Origin of the sequence: Bradyrhizobium sp. SPXBL-04, from assembly GCF_051853035.1 — a bacterium.
GTDB lineage: Bacteria > Pseudomonadota > Alphaproteobacteria > Rhizobiales > Xanthobacteraceae > Bradyrhizobium > Bradyrhizobium zhanjiangense.
The window spans coordinates 2,628,190-2,647,126 of sequence record NZ_CP182472.1; the positions used below are offsets into that span (position 1 = coordinate 2,628,190).

Genomic DNA, 18,937 nt, shown 5'->3' on the forward strand with positions numbered 1-18,937 from the left:
CAGACTGGTTCAAGTTTCTTTCGCGCAGTCGCGCGGCTGGATCTTCTTCTCCGCGGCATACTTCGCGGACACATCGGCGACGAGCGGTTCGATGAGCGATTCGTCTGCCGTGTACCAGTCGGAGATTACTTTCCAGGCCTTGCCATCCCACTGCTGAACGCGCCCGTAGCGCGCACCCTCGTGATCGGAGCAGGAAATGCTGACCGGCTTCAACATCCCCTCAAATCCGAGTTCCTTGATGCGTGCATCGGTGAGGATGAGGTTCTCCAGCCCCCAACGGACCTGCTCGCCCGTCAGCGGTTTCTTGCCGAACTTTTCCTGCGCCTTCCGGATCGCCTCCACGCCGAGCATGGCGTTGACCATGCCACGGTTGTAGAGAACTTCGCCGACCTTGCCAGATTCCGTTGAACCTTTGCCTTTCGCGTAGACGTATTTCTCTATGTCAGCATGGACGGGAAACCTGCCAGCACCATGCTGAAGCATCAGTGATTTGTAACCTGTGGCCTGATCGCCTGCCGGCGTCACGTCGGGCTCTGCGCCCGACCACCAAACACCGATCATCTTCTCGCGCGGATACGCAACGGCCGCCGCTTCCTTAATTGCCGTGCTGTTCATGACGCCCCAGCCCCAGACCAGGACATAGTCCGGTCGATTCTGGCGGATCGCCAGCCATTGCGACTTCTGCTCGACACCGGGGTGCGTGACCGGGATCGAGGTGAACGCAAAGCCGTACTTCTGCGCCAGCACCTGCAGCATCGGAATCGGCTCCTTGCCATAGGGGCTGTCGTGATACAGCAGCGAAATCTTCCTGCCTTTCAGCTTGTCGAAGCCACCGAGTTCCTTGGCAACATGCTGGATCGCGATATCCGCCGCCGACCAGTAAGTGCCGAGCAATGGGAAGTTGTAGGCGAACACCGCGCCGTTCTTGGAATCGGCACGGCCGTACCCCATAGTGATGATCGGGATTTTGTCGGTCGCGGTCTTCTCGGTGAGGGCAAAGGTGATCCCGGTCGATAGCGGGTTGATGAAGGCCGCGCCGGTCGGTCCCTTGCCCTTGAGGCGCTCGTAGCACTCAACGCCCTTGTCGGTCGCGTAACTCGTCTCGCATTCTTCGGTCAGAATCTTGACGCCGTTGATACCGCCGTCACGCTCATTGATCAGGTTATAATAGTCCACAACGCCGTTTGCGTAGGGCGCTCCGTTCACAGCGTACGGTCCGGTCCGGTAGGACAGAATTGGGATGAACTGCTCGTCTTGCGCTGCGGCCGGTGCAACCGCGCCCGACAACGCGGCCGCCAGGATCAGTACATTGCGTGCAATACTTGCCATGTTGATATTCTCCTCCTTTGAGCCCCTCTTTTTCCGTTCGGGGGATTGTTTCCTTCCTCCTTTGTCAACAGCCGCCATCCGCTCGAGGCGCGATCGCAACTTCAATAGGGAAACGGCCAAAGTCTGAGCTTCTCCTTGCCGATTGATATCAGCCGGGCGAACCCATGGGGTTCTTTGATGAGAAGATAGCAGATCAACGACCCAAAGATAATGAACTGCAGGTGAGTGATCGTTTCCGTCGACAGCGGCACGCCGAGCTGGGTTGGAAGGACGTTCAGCATGATCGGCACAATGAGGATAAACGCCGCCCCGACGAACGGGCCCATGATGGATCCTAGCCCACCAATTATCACCATGAACAAGAGCTCGAGCGAACGGTCGATCGAGAACGCGAGCGGCTCCCATGAGCCAAGGTAGACGAACGCCCAAAGTGCGCCCGCCACGCCGATGATAAATGAAGAGACCGCGAAGGCGGTGAGCTTTGCATAGAGTGGCCGGATGCCGATCAGCTCGGCAGCGATATCCATATCGCGAATTGCCATCCATTGCCGGCCAAGGTTGCCGCGGACGAGATTCTTCGCCAAGACCGCGATCACCGTGACGAAGATCAGGCACAGCAGATAGCGTTCGATCGGCGTGCGAACGACCACACCGAAGAAATTCAGTTCCGGCGCATTGACCGACCCTGACGGGGCGTAGTTGGTGAACCACGGCACCCGCAGGAATACCCAGTCGAAGAAGAACTGCGCCGCGAGCGTTGCAACCGCAAGATAGAGGCCCTTGATCCGCAGACTGGGAATCCCGAACAGGATTCCGACACCCGCCGCCATGAACCCGCCAAGCAGAATGGATACCAATACGGGCAAAGGCGGGATCGAAATCGCGAAGCCATGCGAGGTGAGCGGGACATGAACGCCTGTCGCCAGCTTGTAGGCGGAATAGGCGCCAATGGCCATGAACGCACCGCTGCCGAGCGAGATTTGGCCGCAATAGCCGACGAGAATGTTTGTGCCGATGGCAGCGAGTGCGAGGATCAGGAAGGGCAGCAGAATCGCCCACAGCAGATACTCGCTACCAAACGGCCAGATATGGAAGCTGGCCAGCACCGGCACCCCAATGAAAGCGATGCCGAGCAAGATCGCGACCGCAATGCGGTCCTGACGGATCGGGAAGATCGCCATATCCTCTGCGTAGGTTGTCTTGAATTGGCCGACCTCACGATAAAGCAAAGCTAGCTCCTGTCTCAGATACGCTCGATGATCCGCTCGCCGAACAGGCCCTGCGGCCGCACAAGCAACACTGTTAACGCCAGCACATAGCCAAACCAATATTCGATACCGCCGCCGATAGATGGCCCGAGGTACACCTCTGCAAGTTTCTCACCCGCCCCGACAATGAGCCCGCCGGCGATGGCTCCCGGAATGGAGGTGAGGCCCCCGATGATCAGGACCGGCAGAGCCTTCAGCGCGAGAAAGGTGATGGAAAATTGCACACCAAGCTTGGTGCCCCACACGGTCGCTGCAACCAGCGCAACGAGACCGGCAACGAGCCAGACCACGAACCAGATCCAACTGATTGGAATCCCAACCGAGTGCGCGGCCAAATGGTCATCGGCCACAGCCCTGAGTGCGCGACCGGTCTTGGTACGCTGAAAGAAGATCGCGAGGCCGGCGACCAGGATGCCTGCGATCAACGCACCCCAGACGTCCAGCTTGTTGATCAGAATTCCACCCGGGAAGAGGCCCTCAAACACGAACCAGGCGTCCGTCGGGAATAGCCGCAACGGATAAACATCCGATCCGAAGATCATTTCCGCCGCGCCCTCGAGAACGAATGTCACGCCGATGGTGGACATGAACAGCGTGAGGGCGTCCTGGTTGATGAGGGGTCCGATCACGAACCGCTCGATCAGCCAAGCCGTTGTCGCCATGATCACGGCGGCAAAGCCGATGCCGAGAACGATCGCAACCCAAAGCGGGAAGCCGTTGGCCACGAGGAGATCGAGCGAGCGAACCAGCGCCAATCCCGCGAGCAATACCATTGCACCCTGAGCAAAATTAAAAACGCCGGATGCCTTGAAAATCAGCACGAAGCCGAGGGCTACCAGCGAATAGAGCACGCCGGACATCAATCCGCCGATCAGGACCTCGAGAAACTGACCCAATGCGATCACGAACGCACCTCAGTGTGCGACGCCAAGATAGGCGTCGATGACGGCCTGGTTCTCCCTCATCTCGTCCGGGGTGCCGTCGGCGATCTTTACGCCATGATCGAGCACCGCCACGCGATCCGATAGATCCATGACCACAGCCATGTCGTGCTCGATCAGCACGATCGTTGTGCCGTAATGGCTGTTCACATCGATAATGAACCGCGACATGTCCTCCTTCTCCTCGAGATTCATCCCTGCCATGGGCTCGTCGAGGAGAAGAAGGTCGGGCTCCATGGCGAGAGCGCGACCAAGCTCGACGCGCTTCTGCAAGCCGTATGGCAAGCGCCCGACAGGCACCTTGCGGATCGATTCGATCTCCAGGAAGTCGATAATCTCCTCGACCCGGTGCCGATGCTCGACTTCCTCTGCCAGAGCAGGGCCGTAACGCAGCATCTGCCATAAGAGGCCCCGGCGCACCTTCAGCGTGCGGCCAGCCATGATGTTGTCGAGCGCGCTCATTCCCTTGAACAGGGCGACGTTCTGGAAGGTGCGCGCGATGCCGCCGCGGGCGGCCTCGAAAGGCTGCATCCTGGCCCGGGTGCGCCCCTTGAAGGTGATGGCGCCACGATCAGGGTGATAGAAACCGTTGATGACGTTGAGCATCGAGGTCTTGCCGGCGCCGTTGGGGCCGATGATGGCCCGAATTTCGCCTTTTCTCACGTTGAACGAAACGTCCCTCAGCGCCCTGACGCCGCCGAAGGCCAGGGCTACGCCCTCGACTTGAAGCAGGATCTCGTTCGTGTCCGGCGCTCTCATGCTGCCTTCCCCAAAGATTCCGCCGAACCCGTGGCCTGCATGTCGCGGATCTTGACACGAGCCGCGATAGTGCCCTTGCGGCCATCCTCAAAGGTGACTTCAGTGGAAATGTCGGCCTCATGCGAGCCGTCGTAGAGTGCGGTGACCAGTGGCGCATAGCGCTCGGCAATGAACCGGCGACGCACCTTCTGCGTGCGGGTCAATTCGCCGTCATCTGCGTCGAGTTCCTTGTGCAAAATGAGAAAGCGACGAATTTGAGCGCCCGCCAGCACCCTTTCCTTGACGAGAGAGTGGTTCACCGCGGCAACGTCTTTCGCTACCATGTCATAGACCAGCGGATGCCCGGCAAGCTCCTGATAGGAGCCATAGGCGATATTGTTGCGCTCCGCCCAATTCGCGACAGCGACCGGGTCGATGTTGATCATGGCGCAAACAAACTCTCTCGAGTCGCCGAAAGTGATCGCTTCCTTGATATTGGGAAAAAACTTCAGTTTGTTCTCAAGGTACTTCGGCGCAACCATCGTGCCGTCAGCCAGCCAGCCGACGTCCTTCGCCCGATCGATGATCTTTAGATGTCCGGTCTTCTCGTCGAAAAAGCCCGCATCGCCGGTCTTGACGTAACCGTCGAATGTCATGGTTTCCGCGGTCTTTGCTTGATCCTTGAAATATCCGACGAACATGCCGGGCGAGCGAAATTGCACTTCGCCCGATTGCGCAATGCGGATGTCGACGTTCGGGGCCGCCGGACCAACCGTATCGGGGTAGATCTCGCCATCAGGCTGGCACGTCACGTACAGGAAGGCTTCGGTCTGGCCGTAGAGCTGCTTCAGATTTAGTCCGATCGAGCGGTAGAACGCGAACAAGTCCGGACCGATGGCTTCGCCTGCAGTGTACGCGACACGCACCCGGGACAGGCCGAGAACATTCTTGAGAGGTTCGTAGACCAGCAAGCGCCCGAGTGCATAGAGCAACCGGCCCCGCAGCGGCACCTGTTTTCCGGTCAACACCCTCTCGCCATACCGGCGCGCCACGTCGAGAAAGTAGTTGAACATTCGACGCTTGACAGGCGCAGCGTCCTCCATGCGGATCATCAGGCGCGTCAGCATGGCCTCGAAACCACGCGGCGGCGCGAAATAGAAGGTCGGTCCGATCTCGCGCCGATCCTGCTCGATCGTTTCACTACTCTCGGGACATGCCATGCAGAAGCCAGCGACAAGGCCTTGCACATAGTTGAGGTAATGATCGCCCACCCAGGCCAGCGGCAGATATGCGAACACCACGTCGTGGTCGGCCAGTCCGTCGAACCTGGTGGTGTCCGACGCGGCGTCAATGCAGCCTCGCGTCGACAGCATGACGCCCTTCGACGCGCCGGTCGTTCCCGAGGTGTAGAGGATGACCGCGATGTCAGAACCATCACCCTGCCGGACGAATTCATCGATCTGTCCACAGAGCGCCGGATCCGCCGTAAGCGCTGCGCGACCGTCCTCGATGACATCGTGGATTGCGATCAGCCGGCTGTCCGCGTAGCCATCAAGGCCGCGCGACTCGTCATAGAGAATCTTTTGAAGATGCGGCACTCGCTCGCATACGGACAAGACCTTGTCCACTTGCTCCTGATCCTGTGCTGCAACAAAGCTCGCCTCAGCGTGCGCGAGAACAAAGGCAAGCTCTTCAGCCACTGCGTCCGAGTAAACCGGAACCGGAATCGCTTGCAGCGCCTGCGCTGCCATCATGGTCCAGTAGAGCTTCGGTCGGTTGGAACCCACTACCGCGATCTTGTCTCCTGGCTGCAGTCCAAGTCGATGCAAGCCCGCGGCGTAAGCCCGGACGATCGCAGCAACCTGGGCCCACGTCCACGTCTGCCAAATGCCAAGATCCTTGTGTCGAAACGCCGGACGCGTGCCGAACTGCGTCGCATTTCGCAGAAGCAACTTGGGGAACGTATCAAACGATCCGCCATCGGCCATGTCGCTCTCGATCCCAAAAACCGACGCGTTGGTTCGCGCCTGCTTATGGTGACGCCGCGCCCTTTATGGGAAGCAGCCATGCGAATGCCGCACGTTCCAACATTACAACGGTTCGAAAGTCCTACAAGTCCCGGTTTTGCCGGGCCGAGATTGTCGTGACCGTCCGGGCGGTGGGTCATTGAGGGGGCCGCCTGCCAATAACCGATTGCGGCGTTGACGGCTAAACTCGAGCGTCCAGATTTATGTTGCGTTGCGATATTGAAGCTGCGCTCCATTCCGACAGGGGAAAATCCTATTCTGCGTAGCGCATTGGTCGGCTGCAAAGGCGGTGGAGGGCTGCCTTGCCGCCCTGACCAACCGAGGCTTCGAGGGCCGGATACATGACATCGGCAGCCTTTTTTGCGCAAACCGAACGTTTAAACGGTCGACTACGACGGCAAATCGCGTGGCCTTCGTTTCTTTGGCCGGCCGGAACGATGTAGACCCCGCACTTCCTGCTGTTGAAAGAGCTCACCGCACACGTCACGCAGCCATTGGCTTGCCGGGTCGTGATGGAAGCGGGCGTGCCAATATTGCTTCACCGTAAAGCCGACGATCTCCAGCGGGCAGTCGAGCACGCGCAGTCCGTAATAGTGAGCCAACGTTTCGCCGATGTGCCTTGGAAGGGTGGCGATCAGGTCAGTCGTTCCGACGATTGCGGGTAACCCCAAAAAGCCCGGCAGCTCAAGCGCAACGTCAAGGACTATCCGCTGCTCCTGTAGCGCGGCCGCGAGCAACTGATGTCCGGTGCCGGAGCGAATGAGGACGTGCGCCTCACGCCTGAAATCCTTTGCGGTGATGCGGTCGCGGATCCGGGCATGTTTTGCGTTCGCCAAGCAGACCCAATCCTGCGGAAAGAGTGCCTGTTGGAAGTGCCCAGCGTCGAGGTCCGAGATGTAGCCGAGCGCCAGATCGGCTTCGCCAGACTGCAGCATTCGTGGGGTATCGCCGCCGATCTGCGCCGCCTCGATGCGGATGCCCGGAGCAACGCGGCGAACGTGGGCGAGGATGGCCGGAAGCAGCGTGATGTGGCTCGCATCCGTCATGCAGATGACGAAGCGGCGCTTTGCAGTCGCCGGATCAAACTCGGGGCGAAGCTCCGCCAGACGACGCAGCATCTCCAACGCCTGTCTGGCCGTGCCGATGAGGGCCTCGGCGCGTGGGGTCGGCAGCATTCCCTCCGCCGACCGGATAAAGAGCGGATCGTCCAGTTCCTTTCGCAGGCGCGCCAGCCAGATCGAAATGGTCGGCTGGCTTTGACCGAGCTTCTCGGCTGCCTTGGTCACGCTACCCGTGGTGAACAATGCATCGAAGAGCCGGAGCAGGCGCGGCTCCAGCAGGTTCGTCTCGGAGAGGTCCCGGTGCTTCATTGCATTCTGCAATAATGGATATAAGGATCATAGCATATCCAAATACCGGGCAGCCTGCTACCACGCTTCCAACGCCAAAATGGGCGAGGGAGAAGCGTTCGGATGAGGATCTGCTTTATCGGAGCAGGAGCCCTGGGCTCGACCATCGGCGGCACGCTGGCACGCGGCGGTGCCGAGGTTTGGTTGATCGATCCGTTTCAGGCTCATGTCGACGCGATCAATGCCAGTGGTCTCCGGATGCTCGAAGGTGACGCCGAGACCGTTGTGAAGGTCTCTGCCTGTACCTCCGCGACCCAGGTCGGCATCGTGGCGGACCTCGTCATCGTCCTTGTCAAGTCCTATCACACGCGGGATGCGATCCGGGCGGCAGCGCCGATCATCGGACCGCAGACGGTCGTGATGTCGCTTCAAAACGGTCTTGGTCATGAGGACATCCTTTCTGAGGAAGTCGGTCGTGACCGGGTCGTGGCAGGCAAAACCTACGTAGGCGGCGTGCTGCTCGGCCCCGGTCATGTCCGCTCCGGGGTCATCGGCAAGGAAACCATCATCGGCGAGCTCGATGGACGCCTGACGGAACGCGCTCAGCGAATTTCCGAGACATTCAATCGTGCCGGCATTCTCACGCTGCTCAGCGACAACATCTTGGGCACGATGTGGGACAAGTTGTTCATCAATGTCGCCGGAGGAGGAATTACCGCCGTTACCGGGCTGACGTATGGCGGTCTCTATTCGCTGCCGATCCTGGAAGATTGCGCGCTGGCCGCGATCTCAGAGGGCATCGCGGTCGCGCAGGCGGCCGGCGTGAAGATCTCGATCACCGATCCGCGACGCGCTTGGACGATGGCATCCGCTGGTCTACCGCCCGAGTTCAAGACGTCGATGTTGCAGAGTTTGCAGTCCGGCAACCTGACCGAGGTCGACTACATCCACGGCTCCGTCGTGCGTTGGGGTTCCAGGCTCAACGTCCCAACTCCCGTAAATTCCACCCTCGTCGCGTTAGTCAAGGGCATCGAATACGCCCGCAGCGACTATCCTGGAAGGTCCTGAGACGATGTCGCCGCCCCGTGCCTATGTCGAACACGTCGCCATCCGTGTGCCTGACGTTGATCGTCACGTCGACTTCTTTCGTGAGGTGCTTGGTCTTGCCATTCGCGACGAGCAACCCGCCGATGGCGCGCGCCCACGTCAGGTGTGGGTGCTCGGAAGCGTGCAACTCATCGAAGATCCGAACTTCGTGGGACCAGAGGGGCGTCTCGCCCATCTCGGCATCATGGTCGACGATTACGAAGGTGTGCTCGCCCGTGCGGCCGCGTGGGGCGCCAAGGCGTTGCCTGCCGGGCCGAACTGGCTCGAGCTACCGGGCGGGCTCAACGTCGAAATCTTGCAAGCCAGTGCAGGCGCCGTGGAAGCCGCCCTGGCGATCAATCCCCGTGCCTAGAGTTAGAGGAAGACGCGACATGACCGGTGAGCGCTACTGGGACGATGCCAGAGTCGGTGACGAATGCATCACCCCCTCGGTGACGGTCACCGAAGCGATGGTGAATGCCTATGCCGAACTGACGGGTGATTTCACGCCGGTCCATGTCGACGAGGAATACGCCAAAACCACGCCATTCGGCACGCGCGTCGCGCACGGGCTGTTCGGTCTGTCGCTGGCCGACGGTTTGAAGACCCGTGCCGACTACCGTTTCCTCCCGGGAATGTCGCTGGGCTGGACGTGGGATTTCAAGCTACCGATCAAGCTCGGTGACACCGTGCACGTGAAGTTCCGCGTCGGTTCAATGCGCGCCACGAAGCGTGATGGATGGGGCATCGTGGTGCTGCCGTCAGAGCTGATCAATCAGCGCGGCGACGTGGTGCAGCTCGGTGAGCATCGACTGATGATTCCGATGCGCCCGAAGACCAACGCCGCAGGAGAGCAGGCATGACGGCACAAGATCTGCCGCTCAAAGGCATTCGCGTCATCGACTACAGCCATTTCCTGGCCGGCCCGTTCATGGGCCGTTGCCTCGCCGCGATGGGCGCGGAAGTCATAAAGGTGGAGCGTCCTAGGCAAGGCGATGCGGGCCGAGCCCATGGGTATTTCAAGGACGGACAATCCGGCTACTTCCTGCAGCAGAACATGGGGAAGCAGGGATTGTGTATCGATCTGCGCGACACGCGTGGTCTCGACATGATGATGAAGCTGGTGGACACAGCCGACGTCTTCATCGAGAACTACCGCCCCGGCGCACTCGAGCGCCTCGGGCTCGGTTACAAGGCGCTGTCGACGCGGAATCCCGGACTGATCTACTGCTCGGTCTCCGCCTATGGCCACACCGGTCCCTATGCCGACCGTCCGGGCTTCGGCCTGATCGCAGAGGCGATGTCGGGCGCTCTGGCGCAACTGGGCTCCCCCGGTGAAGCGCCGCCGCTGCTGCGGATGCCACTGGCCGACATGTATACCGGCATTCACGGTGTGGCTGCCATCAATGCAGCGCTGGTCGGCCGCGCGTCGTCCGGCCGCGGCCAGCATATCGATCTGGCGCTGTACGACTGCATGGTCTCGATGCACGACTATGCGGTTCAGCGTTACTTCCTCTCCGGCGGTACCGACCTGCCGAAGCAGACCGGTAGCGGACAGCCGGACTCGACCGTTTACGGGGTCTTTCCGGCCAAGGACGGCAATCTTGTCATCGCTGCGCAAGTCGATGATGCGTGGCGACGATTGGCGGCGCTGATCGGAGGAAGCAGGTTGTCATCCGATGAACGCTTCACCACGCCTGCCGCGCGGAACGCCCACTATGCCGAGGCGATGGAAATTGTGCGCAACTGGACGCTGTCGCAGCCGTCTCGGGATGCCTGTCTTGCCGCACTCGAGCAAGCAGGTGTGCCGTCCGCTCCTGTGCAGACCATCGAAGAGGTCGTGAGGGATCCGCAGATTCACGCGCGTGGCATGCTGGTCGAGCAGGAGCATCCTGTTCTCGGCAGGGTGACGTTGCCGAACCTGCCCTTCCGCTTCTCCAGCTGCGACATCACGGTGCGCACTCCGGCACCACTGCTCGGCCAGGACAATCGCCGCATTGCAGAGTCGCTGGGACTGTCGGCCCAAACCATCGACGCGATGGTGCGAGACGGTGTTCTCTACAACGAAACTGCAGTGCAGGAGTAAGTCATGAGCGATCGTTATGCGGTGATTGGCAATCCGATCGGCTTCAGCAAATCACCCCTCATCCATGGCACTTTCGCCGAAATGACGGGACAGGACCTTGTCTATGAGGCGATCGAGGGACCAATCGATGGCTTCAGCGAGCGGGTTGATCAATTCCGGACGGAGGGCGCCAAGGGGCTGAACATCACTGCCCCGTTCAAGCTCGATGCATTCGCCTACGCAAATGAGCTTTCAGAGAGCGCCAAACGAGCAGGCGCCGCAAACTGCCTGAAATTCGACGGCGATCGGATCATTGCCGAGAATTTCGACGGGATCGGCCTGGTGCGTGACATCACCGTCAATCTCGGCGTCAAAATGGCCGGCCGGCGCGTCCTAATGCTCGGCGCTGGAGGAGCAGCGCGTGGCGCGCTGCTGCCGTTCCTGCGCCAGGAGCCGTCCGAGCTGGTTCTGGTCAACCGAACGCTGTCGAAAGCGGTCGCATTGGCCGAAGAGTTTGCCGGCTGTGGTCCGCTGATCGTCAGCGGCTATGCTGAACTGGCCGATCTTGCCGAGGGCTATGACGTCGTCGTCAACGCGACGTCGGCCAGCCTGCGGGGTGAAATGCCGCCGCTTCCAGGCAATGTCTTCCGCGGTGCGGCGCTGGCGTACGAACTCGCCTATGGCAAAGGGCTGACGCCCTTTCTGCAAGCGGCCCGCGCCGAAGGCGTAGCCAAGCTGGCCGACGGCGTCGGCATGCTGGTCGAGCAGGCGGCCGAAGCTTTTTCCTGGTGGCGCGGCGTTCGACCGAGCACGGCTCGGGTCATCGTCGAACTGACCGTCCCATTGAGCTGACGGGCGATGCCGAGCATGCATCCGAAGTCCAGCTTTCTCGTCGGCCTGATCGGCAGTGGCATCGCTGCGTCCCGCACCCCGCCTATGCACGAAGCGGCCGCAGACGCCGCTGGCATCCGCTATATCTACAAGAAGATCGATCTGACAGAGTTGAAGCTCGGTGTGGAGGCGTTGCCGGAGTTGCTCACGGCCGCAAGGCGGATGGGCTTTGACGGGTTGAACGTGACCCATCCCTGCAAGCAGGCGATCCTTCCACTCCTGGATGAGCTTTCGCCTGACGCAGAGGCGCTTGGCGCCGTGAACACCGTGGTCATCAGGAATGGCCGAATGACCGGCCACAACACGGACTGGTTCGGCTTCGCCGAGAACTTTCGCCGCAACATGCAAGGTGCATCGCTCGGTCGCGTCGTCCAATTCGGCGCGGGCGGCGCAGGCTCGGCGGTCGCTTTCGCGCTCATGAAGCTGGGCGTGCGGGAACTAACCATCATCGACGTCGACGTGGCCAAGGCGCAGAGTTTGGTGGATAGCTTGTCCCCCCGATTTGTAGAGGGGCACTTGAGGGCCGGTCATGATGTCGCGGCGGCCGTCGCTGCTGCAGACGGAATTGTCAACGCGACGCCGATCGGCATGGACAAGTATCCGGGCACGCCGCTGCCGACGGCCCTGCTGCGTCCCGATCTGTGGGTCGCCGAGATCGTCTACTTCCCGCTCGAAACCGCACTGCTGCGCGCGGCGCGTGCCCTCGGCTGCCGCACCGTCGATGGTGGTGGCATGGCGATTTTCCAGGGCACCGAGGCATTCCGCCTGTTCACGGGCATCTCACCTGATCCAGACGTCTTCTTCGCCACTTTTGCATCCCGGGGAGGGTGACACCCGGCCGATGGGCGAGCGGCACGTACAACGCCCGAGAGGAAACGCAAGATGGGCTACACGCTCGATTTCTCGGTGGTTTGGCATGCGATGCCCGCGCTGCTGTGGGGGTGCGTGGGTACGTTGGGCCTGGCGCTTGCCGGCATGACGCTCGCAATGGTGATCGGTGTCGCCGGCGTCGCGGCACGCGATTCGAAGGCGGCGTGGTTGCGTGCTCTCGTGATCGGCTTCGTCGAGACCGTGCGCAATACGCCTTTCCTGGTGCAGATCTTCTTTCTGTTCTTCGCCCTGCCGCTCGTCGGATTGAAGCTCAATCCGACAGCTACCGCCGTCATCGCACTCGGTGTCAATGGCGGCGCCTACGCCATCGAGATCATCCGCGGCGGGGTGCAGTCCATTCATAAGGGACAGGTAGAAGCCGGCTACGCGCTCGGACTGCACAAAGGGCAGGTATTCCGGTTCGTTGTGCTCAAGCCAGCGCTTCGCGCGATCTACCCCTCGCTCACGGGTCAGTTCATCATGCTGACGCTGACCTCGTCGATCTGTTCGGCCGTATCGGCTTACGAATTGACGTCGGTTGCGCAGCGCATCGAAAGCGACACATTCCGCAGCTTCGAGGTCTACTTCTTCGTCACTTTCCTCTACCTCGCGATCTCCTGGCTGTTGATGCTGGGCTTCGCGGTCATCTCTCACCGCTTCTTCTCATATCCGACACGCTGAGGGGGAGATCATGGCACCGCATTTTGGCCTCCCTGAGTTCGGTTTCCTGATGCGTGGGCTGCAATGGACGATGCTGTTGACGCTGGTCGCGTTTGCGGGCGGCTGCACGGCGGGGCTGGCTGTCGCATTGCTGCGCACCTGTGGTCATAAGGGCGTGGAATGGGTCATCCGCATTTACATCGGGATATTCCAGGGCACTCCGCTGCTGCTGCAGCTTTTCGTCGTGTATTACGGATTGGCGCTAACCGGGCTGAAGCTCGACGCCTTCGTCGCGGTGGCGATCGGCTTCACCGTGAATGCCTCCGCCTTCCTTGGTGAGATTTGGCGCGGAGCGATACAGGCCGTGCCGCGCGGCCAGACCGAGGCGGCAATGGCGCTTGGACTGCATTATTCGTCCCGCATGCGCGACATCGTGCTGCCGCAGGCGATCCGTATCTCGCTGCCGGCGACCATCGGCTATCTCGTGCAGCTCATCAAAGGCACTTCGCTCGCCGCCATCGTCGGCTTCATCGAACTCGCCCGCGCCGGTCAAATCGTATCGAACCAGACCTTCCAGCCGTTGCTCGTCTTCGGCGTGGTCGGCGCGATGTATTTCATCCTCTGCTGGCCACTCTCATGGTGGGGCAGCCGGATGGAGGCCAGGCTCGCCCTGGCCAGTCAAAGGTAGGAACGGCGCACTTGCCCAATCAAACAGAGCCATCACGAGGAGGAAACATCAGATGCTATTTTCGATCAATCGTCGCCAGCTCGGCGCCGCGCTGCTGATACTGGGGACCGTCGCCGTCGCAGGTAAAGCGCATGCGGGCACTCTGGAAGACGTGAAGAAGAAGGGCATCGTCGTCATCGGCATCCAGGGCGACAATCCTCCTTGGGGCTATGTCGATAGCTCAGGAAAGCAGGATGGCATCGATGCCGATATGGGGCGCGCCTTCGCTGAATATCTTGGCGTGAAGGCCGAGTTCGTCCCGCTGGCGGTGGCCAATCGTATTCCGGCGCTGACCACAGGCCGCGTAGATATTCTGTTCGCAACCATGGCGATGCTGCCCGAGCGTGCAAAGGCGGTGCAGTATTCCAAGCCTTATGTCGCCAATGAGATCACGCTTGTCGCTGCCCAGGCAACGCCGATCAGCAGCAATGCCGATATGGGCAAGTACGTTATAGGCGTTCCGAGGTCCTCCACGCAGGACACCCAGGTCACCAATAGTGCTCCAGCGGGCACCGAAATCCGCAGATTTGATGATGATGCGGCCACGATCCAGGCGCTGCTCTCGGGTCAGGTGCAGGCCGTCGGCGCAAACAGCTTCTACCCGCAGCGTCTGAACGCCGCAAAGCCGGAACTTGGGTTCGAGCCCAAGCTTCACTTCACCGCGCTGTACAACGGAGCCTGCACCCGCCTGGGAGACAAAGAGTGGAACGAGACCGCCAACAAGTTCATCGACCAGATCAAGTCGAACGGCAAGTTGGCCGGCTTCTACGCCAAATGGATGAAGGCGCCCGTGCCGACCTTCCCTGACTCGGTCCCCGGCGTTCCGTTCACAGCCCAGTAAATACCGTTAAGCGGCCGACGCGCTGCGCGCGTTGGCCGCTGTCGATGTTGGAGGCCGAATCCATGCAGGACCAGATCCTGATCGAAATGAAGGGCGTGCAGAAGTGGTACGGCGGGTACCAAGCTCTCCGCAACGTCGATCTCACCGTGCGCAAGGGCGAGAAGATCGTGCTCTGCGGTCCGTCCGGCTCAGGCAAGTCGACGCTGATCCGCTGCATCAACCGCCTCGAGGCGATCCAGCAGGGCAGTATCGTAGTGAACGGTCATCGGCTTGACGACAGCATCAAGGCAATCGATGTCGTACGTCAGGACGTCGGCATGGTCTTTCAGAGCTTCAACCTTTTTCCGCATATGACGGTCTTGCAGAACTGCATGCTCGCGCCCATTCGCGCGCGCCGCATCGGCAAGACCGAGGCGGAAGCGACCGCGCGAAAATACCTCGAGCGCGTGCGCATCGGTGACCAGGCTGAGAAGTATCCGGCTCAGCTCTCGGGCGGTCAGCAACAGCGCGTCGCGATTGCGCGTGCGCTCTGCATGCAGCCCAAGGTGATGCTGTTTGACGAGCCGACCTCGGCTCTCGATCCCGAAATGGTCAAGGAGGTGCTCGATACGATGATCGGCCTCGCCAACGACGGCATGACCATGATTTGCGTCACCCACGAGATGGGCTTTGCCCGCCAGGTTGCCGACCGGGTCATCTTCATGGCTGAAGGCCAGATCATCGAAGCAGGCGAGCCCGGCGCTTTCTTCCGCAATCCACAGCATACCCGCACCAGGCAGTTCCTTGGTGAGATCCTCGCCCATCACTGAACGGAGTACTTCCATGAGTCATCTTGTCTACGTCCTCAACGGGCCAAATCTCAATTTGCTCGGCAAGCGCCAGCCCCACATCTATGGCCACGAGACGCTCGCGGATGTGGAACGGGATTGTCGAGCGCTAGCCAAGGAGCTCGGCCTGGAGATTCGCTTTCATCAATCCAACAGGGAATACGAGCTGATCGAGTGGATCCACGAGGCGCGCGAGACGGCTGCCGGTATCGTGATGAATCCTGCGGCTTTCACCCATACGTCGGTCGCCATCCTGGATGCTCTAAACACGTTCGAGGGGACAGTGATCGAGGTGCACATTTCCAACGTGCACAAACGCGAGGAATTCCGCCACCACTCGTTTGTCTCCAAACGAGCTGATGGAGTCATCGCAGGCTTCGGGACCCAGGGTTATCTGCTCGGCTTGCGTCGTGTGGCCAAGCTGCTTGATGAGAAGAAGGGATAGCATCTTATGAGTCCGTCGTGATGCGCCAACGTCTCACGCCGATCGCTGCGGATGTTTGGTAGTCTGCGCCGGCGTCGGCGGAGGGCGTAGTGGTCGGAACCGCTCGCTTGATCTGGATCAAGTCTCCGGCCCCCGCGGTCTTCAAGCTATAAGCTGTCTGGCCTCTGAGATCCGGCACAAAGCCTTGAAGACACTTCGCCAACTTCTGTCCACCGACGATGTTGTCCAGCTTGTGATCCGGCTGGCGCTGCTCGGCCTGCTGATCCTATGGACATTTCTGATCATCCGACCGTTCGTGCCGATCCTGACTTGGAGCGCGGTGCTGGCGGTGGCGTTCTACCCGGTTTTTGCCTGGCTCGCCCAACGCCTCGGCGATCGTCCCCGGATCGCCTCGGCCGTTCTCACCCTCGTCACGCTAGGCATCGTCATCGGTCCCGCCGCCTGGCTGGGCCTGAGTGCGGTTGAAGGGCTCCGGGACCTTGCGGGCCAGATCGGCAGCGGGGATCTCGTGCTTCAGGCGGCGCCAGAGCAGATCAGGGATTGGCCCTTGATCGGTCCGCAGCTCTACGCGTTCTGGGATGAGGCCTACACGAATATCCGTGCTGCGTTGCGCGAGGTGGCGCCGTATTTGAAACCGCTCGCCGGGACGATGTTGTCGTTTGCGGGCGACGCCGGCATCGGAATGCTCCAATTCCTGCTGTCGGTGGTCGTTGCCGGTTTCCTGCTTCCGTACGGGGCGCAGCTTGTTGCCGCGCTCCGGGGCTTCCTGTTGCGCATCGTGCCCGACCAGAGCGAGCACTTCCTGGAGCTCGCCGGGGCCACCATACGCGCGGTCTCACAGGGTGTCATCGGTGTCGCCATCGTGCAGGCCCTGCTGGCGGGCATCGGTTTCAAGCTCGCTGGCCTCCCAAGCGCAGGGCTGCTCGCAATCATCGTGCTCTTGCTATCGATCGTTCAGATCGGCGCGGCTATCGTGCTTCTTCCCGTGGTTGTTTGGATATGGATGGACAAGGACGTGACCGTAGCCCTGCTCTTGACGGTCTATCTCGTTGCCGTCGGTCTTCTTGATAACGTCCTGAAGCCGCTTCTCATGGGGCGAGGCCTGACGACGCCGACGCTCGTGATCCTGATCGGGGTCATCGGTGGTACGCTCGCGCATGGGATCATCGGCCTGTTCATCGGGCCGATCATCCTGTCGGTTGCTTGGGAATTGGCGGCTGCATGGATCGGGATCGACCGGGCTACGCCGATTCCGGTGGACCAGGCTGCCGTTGCCGCAACGGAAGCCGTCGACGCGCCGTTGACCTAGATCAATCGTCCCCTTCGTCGATAGGCGCGAGCATGGTCACCATAGATACGATTCTCGTCGTCGATCATAACGCATTGGGTCTGCCGAATTGAGGTCGGGTTCGACGCTATGATGCTACAATTCCTTGTCGGCATCCTGGTCAGTGTGATCAATATCGGGCTCCACGCGCTGGTGACGGTGGTCGCGGTCGCCATCGCCCGCAGTGCGGGCCTGCGTCATACCAATCGGCCGAGGTTGCATCTCATGGGCGTCATGATCGCGGCCGCCGTCGTGTTGAAAATCGCCCACATGCTCGAAATCCTGATGTGGGCCGCGACCTACAATGTCGTCCAGGCCGCTGCCGCCGACACGGACTTGCTCTACTTTGCTTTCGTCAACTACACCACGCTGGGCTACGGCGACATCACGCCGGTGCGCGACTGGCGGCTGATCGGCCCGTTGACCGCCATGAATGGTGTTCTTCTGTTCGGCTGGTCCGCCGCCATTCTGTTCGAAGTCCTGCGCAAGACACTCGAACATCTCGGGCTGACGGAAGCGACCGGCACAAGTTTACCACGGACCCAACGCAGTCGCGTGGACCCATCTTGATGGTCGTGGATTGTGGACCAGCACTCCGCCGGTTCAGGGCTGCAGATCGAGACTGGCGAGCTGGTGCCGGTCGAGCAGCACGATCTGACGCTGAGTGTTGCCGACGAAGCCGAGAACGCCAAGCTCATGGAGTCGCGACAGAGCGCGCGAAACAGTCTCCAGCGTCAGGCCGAGATAGTCGGCGATATCGCGCCGCGACATCGGAAGTGCCATGACGCCGGCGGCCGTCAGGCGCTTGTCCATTTCAAGCAGGAACGCCGCGACCCGCTCCAGGGAGGTCTTGCGGCCGAGAAGCAGCATGTGGTCTTCCGCATGCTGGAGGTTATCTGTCGTCATGCTGAGCAGGTTTCTGGTCACCATGACATCGCTCTCGGCCACGGTTTCAAGGCTTTGCCGTCTGATCAGGCGTACCGTGGTGTCGATGATCGCTTCCGTCGTGAACCGGTGCTCGCTGCCATTCTCGAGCCCGAAGATGTCGCCAACGAGGTGAAATGCGCCGATCTGCCTGCGGCCATCCGACAGCAGCTTATAACTTCGTACCGCTCCGGACTTGACCTGGTAAACATACTCGGCCGGCTCTTTCTCGCCATAGATCTCAGATCCCTTTCGGTAGGAGAACTCGCTTAAATTGACCAGCGCATTTGAATGATTTGTCATGCCAAGGTCGCGGAGGGTATTGGGACGCAGGGTCGAATCCGTTGTGATGCGAACGAACATGGGCCAACTCCTCAGCTTGTCGCCGGATTGGTCAATCGGATGAAATATTCTCAGCCGGAAATGCGCCGCGCTACCCCACTCCCGCCGCAGTTGATTTTCGACCAAGGTGGTAGTTCAATCCATTGTCCCAAGGTTCATTGTACCAAAGGACAGCACTGGCGATTGCTGCGCAGGATGAGAAGTTTGCCGCGGTGGAGATGCGACATATTGCGAAGCGGATATTCCGACTTCCAAACGCGAAGATGTGACTTTGAAGAAT

Annotated in this window: 20 protein-coding genes; 13 read left to right on the plus strand and 7 right to left on the minus strand. The window is 60.6% G+C overall.

Annotated features, from left to right (window positions below):
* Nucleotides 1-9: 9 nt before the first annotated feature.
* The 6 genes from ACNJX8_RS12275 to ACNJX8_RS12300 form a co-directional block, all read right to left on the minus strand.
* Nucleotides 10-1,329 carry an ABC transporter substrate-binding protein gene (locus tag ACNJX8_RS12275; RefSeq protein ID WP_439360808.1) on the minus strand — a complete coding sequence of 440 codons (1,320 nt, stop codon included), beginning with the start codon at nt 1,327-1,329 and terminating at the stop codon, nt 10-12.
* 101 nt (nt 1,330-1,430) lie between these two features.
* Nucleotides 1,431-2,558 (minus strand): branched-chain amino acid ABC transporter permease, encoded by a 1,128-nt coding sequence (locus ACNJX8_RS12280; RefSeq protein ID WP_439360809.1) that lies wholly within the window; start codon nt 2,556-2,558, stop codon nt 1,431-1,433.
* 14 nt (nt 2,559-2,572) lie between these two features.
* A complete protein-coding gene (locus ACNJX8_RS12285; RefSeq protein WP_091878473.1) occupies nt 2,573-3,502 on the minus strand; it encodes a branched-chain amino acid ABC transporter permease in 930 nt (309 codons plus the stop codon).
* Between the two features lie 9 nt (nt 3,503-3,511).
* Nucleotides 3,512-4,297, minus strand: a complete 786-nt coding sequence (locus tag ACNJX8_RS12290) for an ABC transporter ATP-binding protein (RefSeq protein WP_439360810.1) — start codon at nt 4,295-4,297, stop codon at nt 3,512-3,514.
* Nucleotides 4,294-6,264 carry an AMP-binding protein gene (locus ACNJX8_RS12295; RefSeq protein ID WP_439360811.1) on the minus strand — a complete coding sequence of 657 codons (1,971 nt, stop codon included), beginning with the start codon at nt 6,262-6,264 and terminating at the stop codon, nt 4,294-4,296. The genes ACNJX8_RS12290 and ACNJX8_RS12295 overlap by 4 nt, the downstream gene beginning before the upstream one ends.
* A gap of 428 nt (nt 6,265-6,692) precedes the next feature.
* The gene (locus tag ACNJX8_RS12300) at nt 6,693-7,673 is read right to left on the minus strand and encodes a LysR family transcriptional regulator (protein ID WP_439360812.1); all 981 of its coding nucleotides are present in this window, start codon (nt 7,671-7,673) and stop codon (nt 6,693-6,695) included.
* A gap of 102 nt (nt 7,674-7,775) precedes the next feature.
* On the opposite strand from ACNJX8_RS12300, the gene ACNJX8_RS12305 reads away from it, so the two are divergent.
* The 13 genes from ACNJX8_RS12305 (at nt 7,776) to ACNJX8_RS12365 (ending at nt 17,961) form a co-directional block, all read left to right on the plus strand.
* Entirely contained in the window at nt 7,776-8,720 is a 945-nt protein-coding gene (locus ACNJX8_RS12305) for a ketopantoate reductase family protein (RefSeq protein WP_128945179.1), read from the plus strand.
* A 4-nt stretch (nt 8,721-8,724) separates the two neighbouring features.
* Nucleotides 8,725-9,111 carry a VOC family protein gene (locus ACNJX8_RS12310; RefSeq protein WP_128945180.1) on the plus strand — a complete coding sequence of 129 codons (387 nt, stop codon included), beginning with the start codon at nt 8,725-8,727 and terminating at the stop codon, nt 9,109-9,111.
* 19 nt (nt 9,112-9,130) lie between these two features.
* Entirely contained in the window at nt 9,131-9,601 is a 471-nt protein-coding gene (locus ACNJX8_RS12315) for a MaoC family dehydratase (RefSeq protein WP_439360813.1), read from the plus strand.
* On the plus strand, nt 9,598-10,824 hold the full coding sequence (locus ACNJX8_RS12320; protein ID WP_439360814.1) for a CaiB/BaiF CoA transferase family protein: 1,227 nt from the start codon (nt 9,598-9,600) through the stop codon (nt 10,822-10,824). The genes ACNJX8_RS12315 and ACNJX8_RS12320 overlap by 4 nt, the downstream gene beginning before the upstream one ends.
* Before the next feature lie 3 nt (nt 10,825-10,827).
* Nucleotides 10,828-11,655: a shikimate dehydrogenase gene (aroE, locus tag ACNJX8_RS12325; protein ID WP_439360815.1), complete on the plus strand. Its 828-nt coding sequence runs from the start codon at nt 10,828-10,830 to the stop codon at nt 11,653-11,655.
* 15 nt (nt 11,656-11,670) lie between these two features.
* The gene (locus tag ACNJX8_RS12330) at nt 11,671-12,525 is read left to right on the plus strand and encodes a shikimate dehydrogenase (RefSeq protein ID WP_439360816.1); all 855 of its coding nucleotides are present in this window, start codon (nt 11,671-11,673) and stop codon (nt 12,523-12,525) included.
* Between the two features lie 51 nt (nt 12,526-12,576).
* A complete protein-coding gene (locus ACNJX8_RS12335) occupies nt 12,577-13,245 on the plus strand; it encodes an amino acid ABC transporter permease (RefSeq protein WP_439360817.1) in 669 nt (222 codons plus the stop codon).
* Nucleotides 13,246-13,255: 10 nt separating this feature from the next.
* Complete coding sequence (locus tag ACNJX8_RS12340; protein ID WP_128932306.1) at nt 13,256-13,912, plus strand: amino acid ABC transporter permease; 657 nt, start codon at nt 13,256-13,258, stop codon at nt 13,910-13,912.
* Nucleotides 13,913-13,964: 52 nt separating this feature from the next.
* The gene (locus ACNJX8_RS12345; protein ID WP_439360818.1) at nt 13,965-14,792 is read left to right on the plus strand and encodes a transporter substrate-binding domain-containing protein; all 828 of its coding nucleotides are present in this window, start codon (nt 13,965-13,967) and stop codon (nt 14,790-14,792) included.
* A gap of 62 nt (nt 14,793-14,854) precedes the next feature.
* Entirely contained in the window at nt 14,855-15,601 is a 747-nt protein-coding gene (locus tag ACNJX8_RS12350; protein ID WP_439360819.1) for an amino acid ABC transporter ATP-binding protein, read from the plus strand.
* Nucleotides 15,602-15,614: 13 nt separating this feature from the next.
* Nucleotides 15,615-16,064 carry a type II 3-dehydroquinate dehydratase gene (gene aroQ / locus ACNJX8_RS12355; protein ID WP_439360820.1) on the plus strand — a complete coding sequence of 150 codons (450 nt, stop codon included), beginning with the start codon at nt 15,615-15,617 and terminating at the stop codon, nt 16,062-16,064.
* Between the two features lie 232 nt (nt 16,065-16,296).
* A complete protein-coding gene (locus ACNJX8_RS12360) occupies nt 16,297-17,373 on the plus strand; it encodes an AI-2E family transporter (RefSeq protein WP_439361894.1) in 1,077 nt (358 codons plus the stop codon).
* A 108-nt stretch (nt 17,374-17,481) separates the two neighbouring features.
* Entirely contained in the window at nt 17,482-17,961 is a 480-nt protein-coding gene (locus ACNJX8_RS12365) for a potassium channel family protein (protein WP_439360821.1), read from the plus strand.
* 33 nt (nt 17,962-17,994) lie between these two features.
* Here the strand turns inward: ACNJX8_RS12365 and ACNJX8_RS12370 are convergent, their stop codons facing one another.
* Entirely contained in the window at nt 17,995-18,678 is a 684-nt protein-coding gene (locus tag ACNJX8_RS12370) for a helix-turn-helix domain-containing protein (RefSeq protein ID WP_091880224.1), read from the minus strand.
* Nucleotides 18,679-18,937 lie beyond the last annotated feature (259 nt).

Bases quoted from the DNA above. Each gene is read 5' to 3' on its own strand.
- ACNJX8_RS12275 (WP_439360808.1), bottom strand. From the start codon at position 1,329: ATGGCAAGTATTGCACGCAATGTACTGATCCTGGCGGCCGCGTTGTCG.
- ACNJX8_RS12290 (WP_439360810.1), bottom strand. From the start codon at position 4,297: ATGAGAGCGCCGGACACGAACGAGATCCTGCTTCAAGTCGAGGGCGTA.
- ACNJX8_RS12295 (WP_439360811.1), bottom strand. From the start codon at position 6,264: ATGGCCGATGGCGGATCGTTTGATACGTTCCCCAAGTTGCTTCTGCGA.
- ACNJX8_RS12300 (WP_439360812.1), bottom strand. From the start codon at position 7,673: ATGAAGCACCGGGACCTCTCCGAGACGAACCTGCTGGAGCCGCGCCTG.
- ACNJX8_RS12305 (WP_128945179.1), top strand. From the start codon at position 7,776: ATGAGGATCTGCTTTATCGGAGCAGGAGCCCTGGGCTCGACCATCGGC.
- ACNJX8_RS12310 (WP_128945180.1), top strand. From the start codon at position 8,725: ATGTCGCCGCCCCGTGCCTATGTCGAACACGTCGCCATCCGTGTGCCT.
- ACNJX8_RS12315 (WP_439360813.1), top strand. From the start codon at position 9,131: ATGACCGGTGAGCGCTACTGGGACGATGCCAGAGTCGGTGACGAATGC.
- ACNJX8_RS12320 (WP_439360814.1), top strand. From the start codon at position 9,598: ATGACGGCACAAGATCTGCCGCTCAAAGGCATTCGCGTCATCGACTAC.
- aroE (WP_439360815.1), top strand. From the start codon at position 10,828: ATGAGCGATCGTTATGCGGTGATTGGCAATCCGATCGGCTTCAGCAAA.
- ACNJX8_RS12330 (WP_439360816.1), top strand. From the start codon at position 11,671: ATGCATCCGAAGTCCAGCTTTCTCGTCGGCCTGATCGGCAGTGGCATC.
- ACNJX8_RS12335 (WP_439360817.1), top strand. From the start codon at position 12,577: ATGGGCTACACGCTCGATTTCTCGGTGGTTTGGCATGCGATGCCCGCG.
- ACNJX8_RS12340 (WP_128932306.1), top strand. From the start codon at position 13,256: ATGGCACCGCATTTTGGCCTCCCTGAGTTCGGTTTCCTGATGCGTGGG.
- ACNJX8_RS12345 (WP_439360818.1), top strand. From the start codon at position 13,965: ATGCTATTTTCGATCAATCGTCGCCAGCTCGGCGCCGCGCTGCTGATA.
- ACNJX8_RS12350 (WP_439360819.1), top strand. From the start codon at position 14,855: ATGCAGGACCAGATCCTGATCGAAATGAAGGGCGTGCAGAAGTGGTAC.
- aroQ (WP_439360820.1), top strand. From the start codon at position 15,615: ATGAGTCATCTTGTCTACGTCCTCAACGGGCCAAATCTCAATTTGCTC.
- ACNJX8_RS12365 (WP_439360821.1), top strand. From the start codon at position 17,482: ATGATGCTACAATTCCTTGTCGGCATCCTGGTCAGTGTGATCAATATC.
- ACNJX8_RS12370 (WP_091880224.1), bottom strand. From the start codon at position 18,678: ATGTTCGTTCGCATCACAACGGATTCGACCCTGCGTCCCAATACCCTC.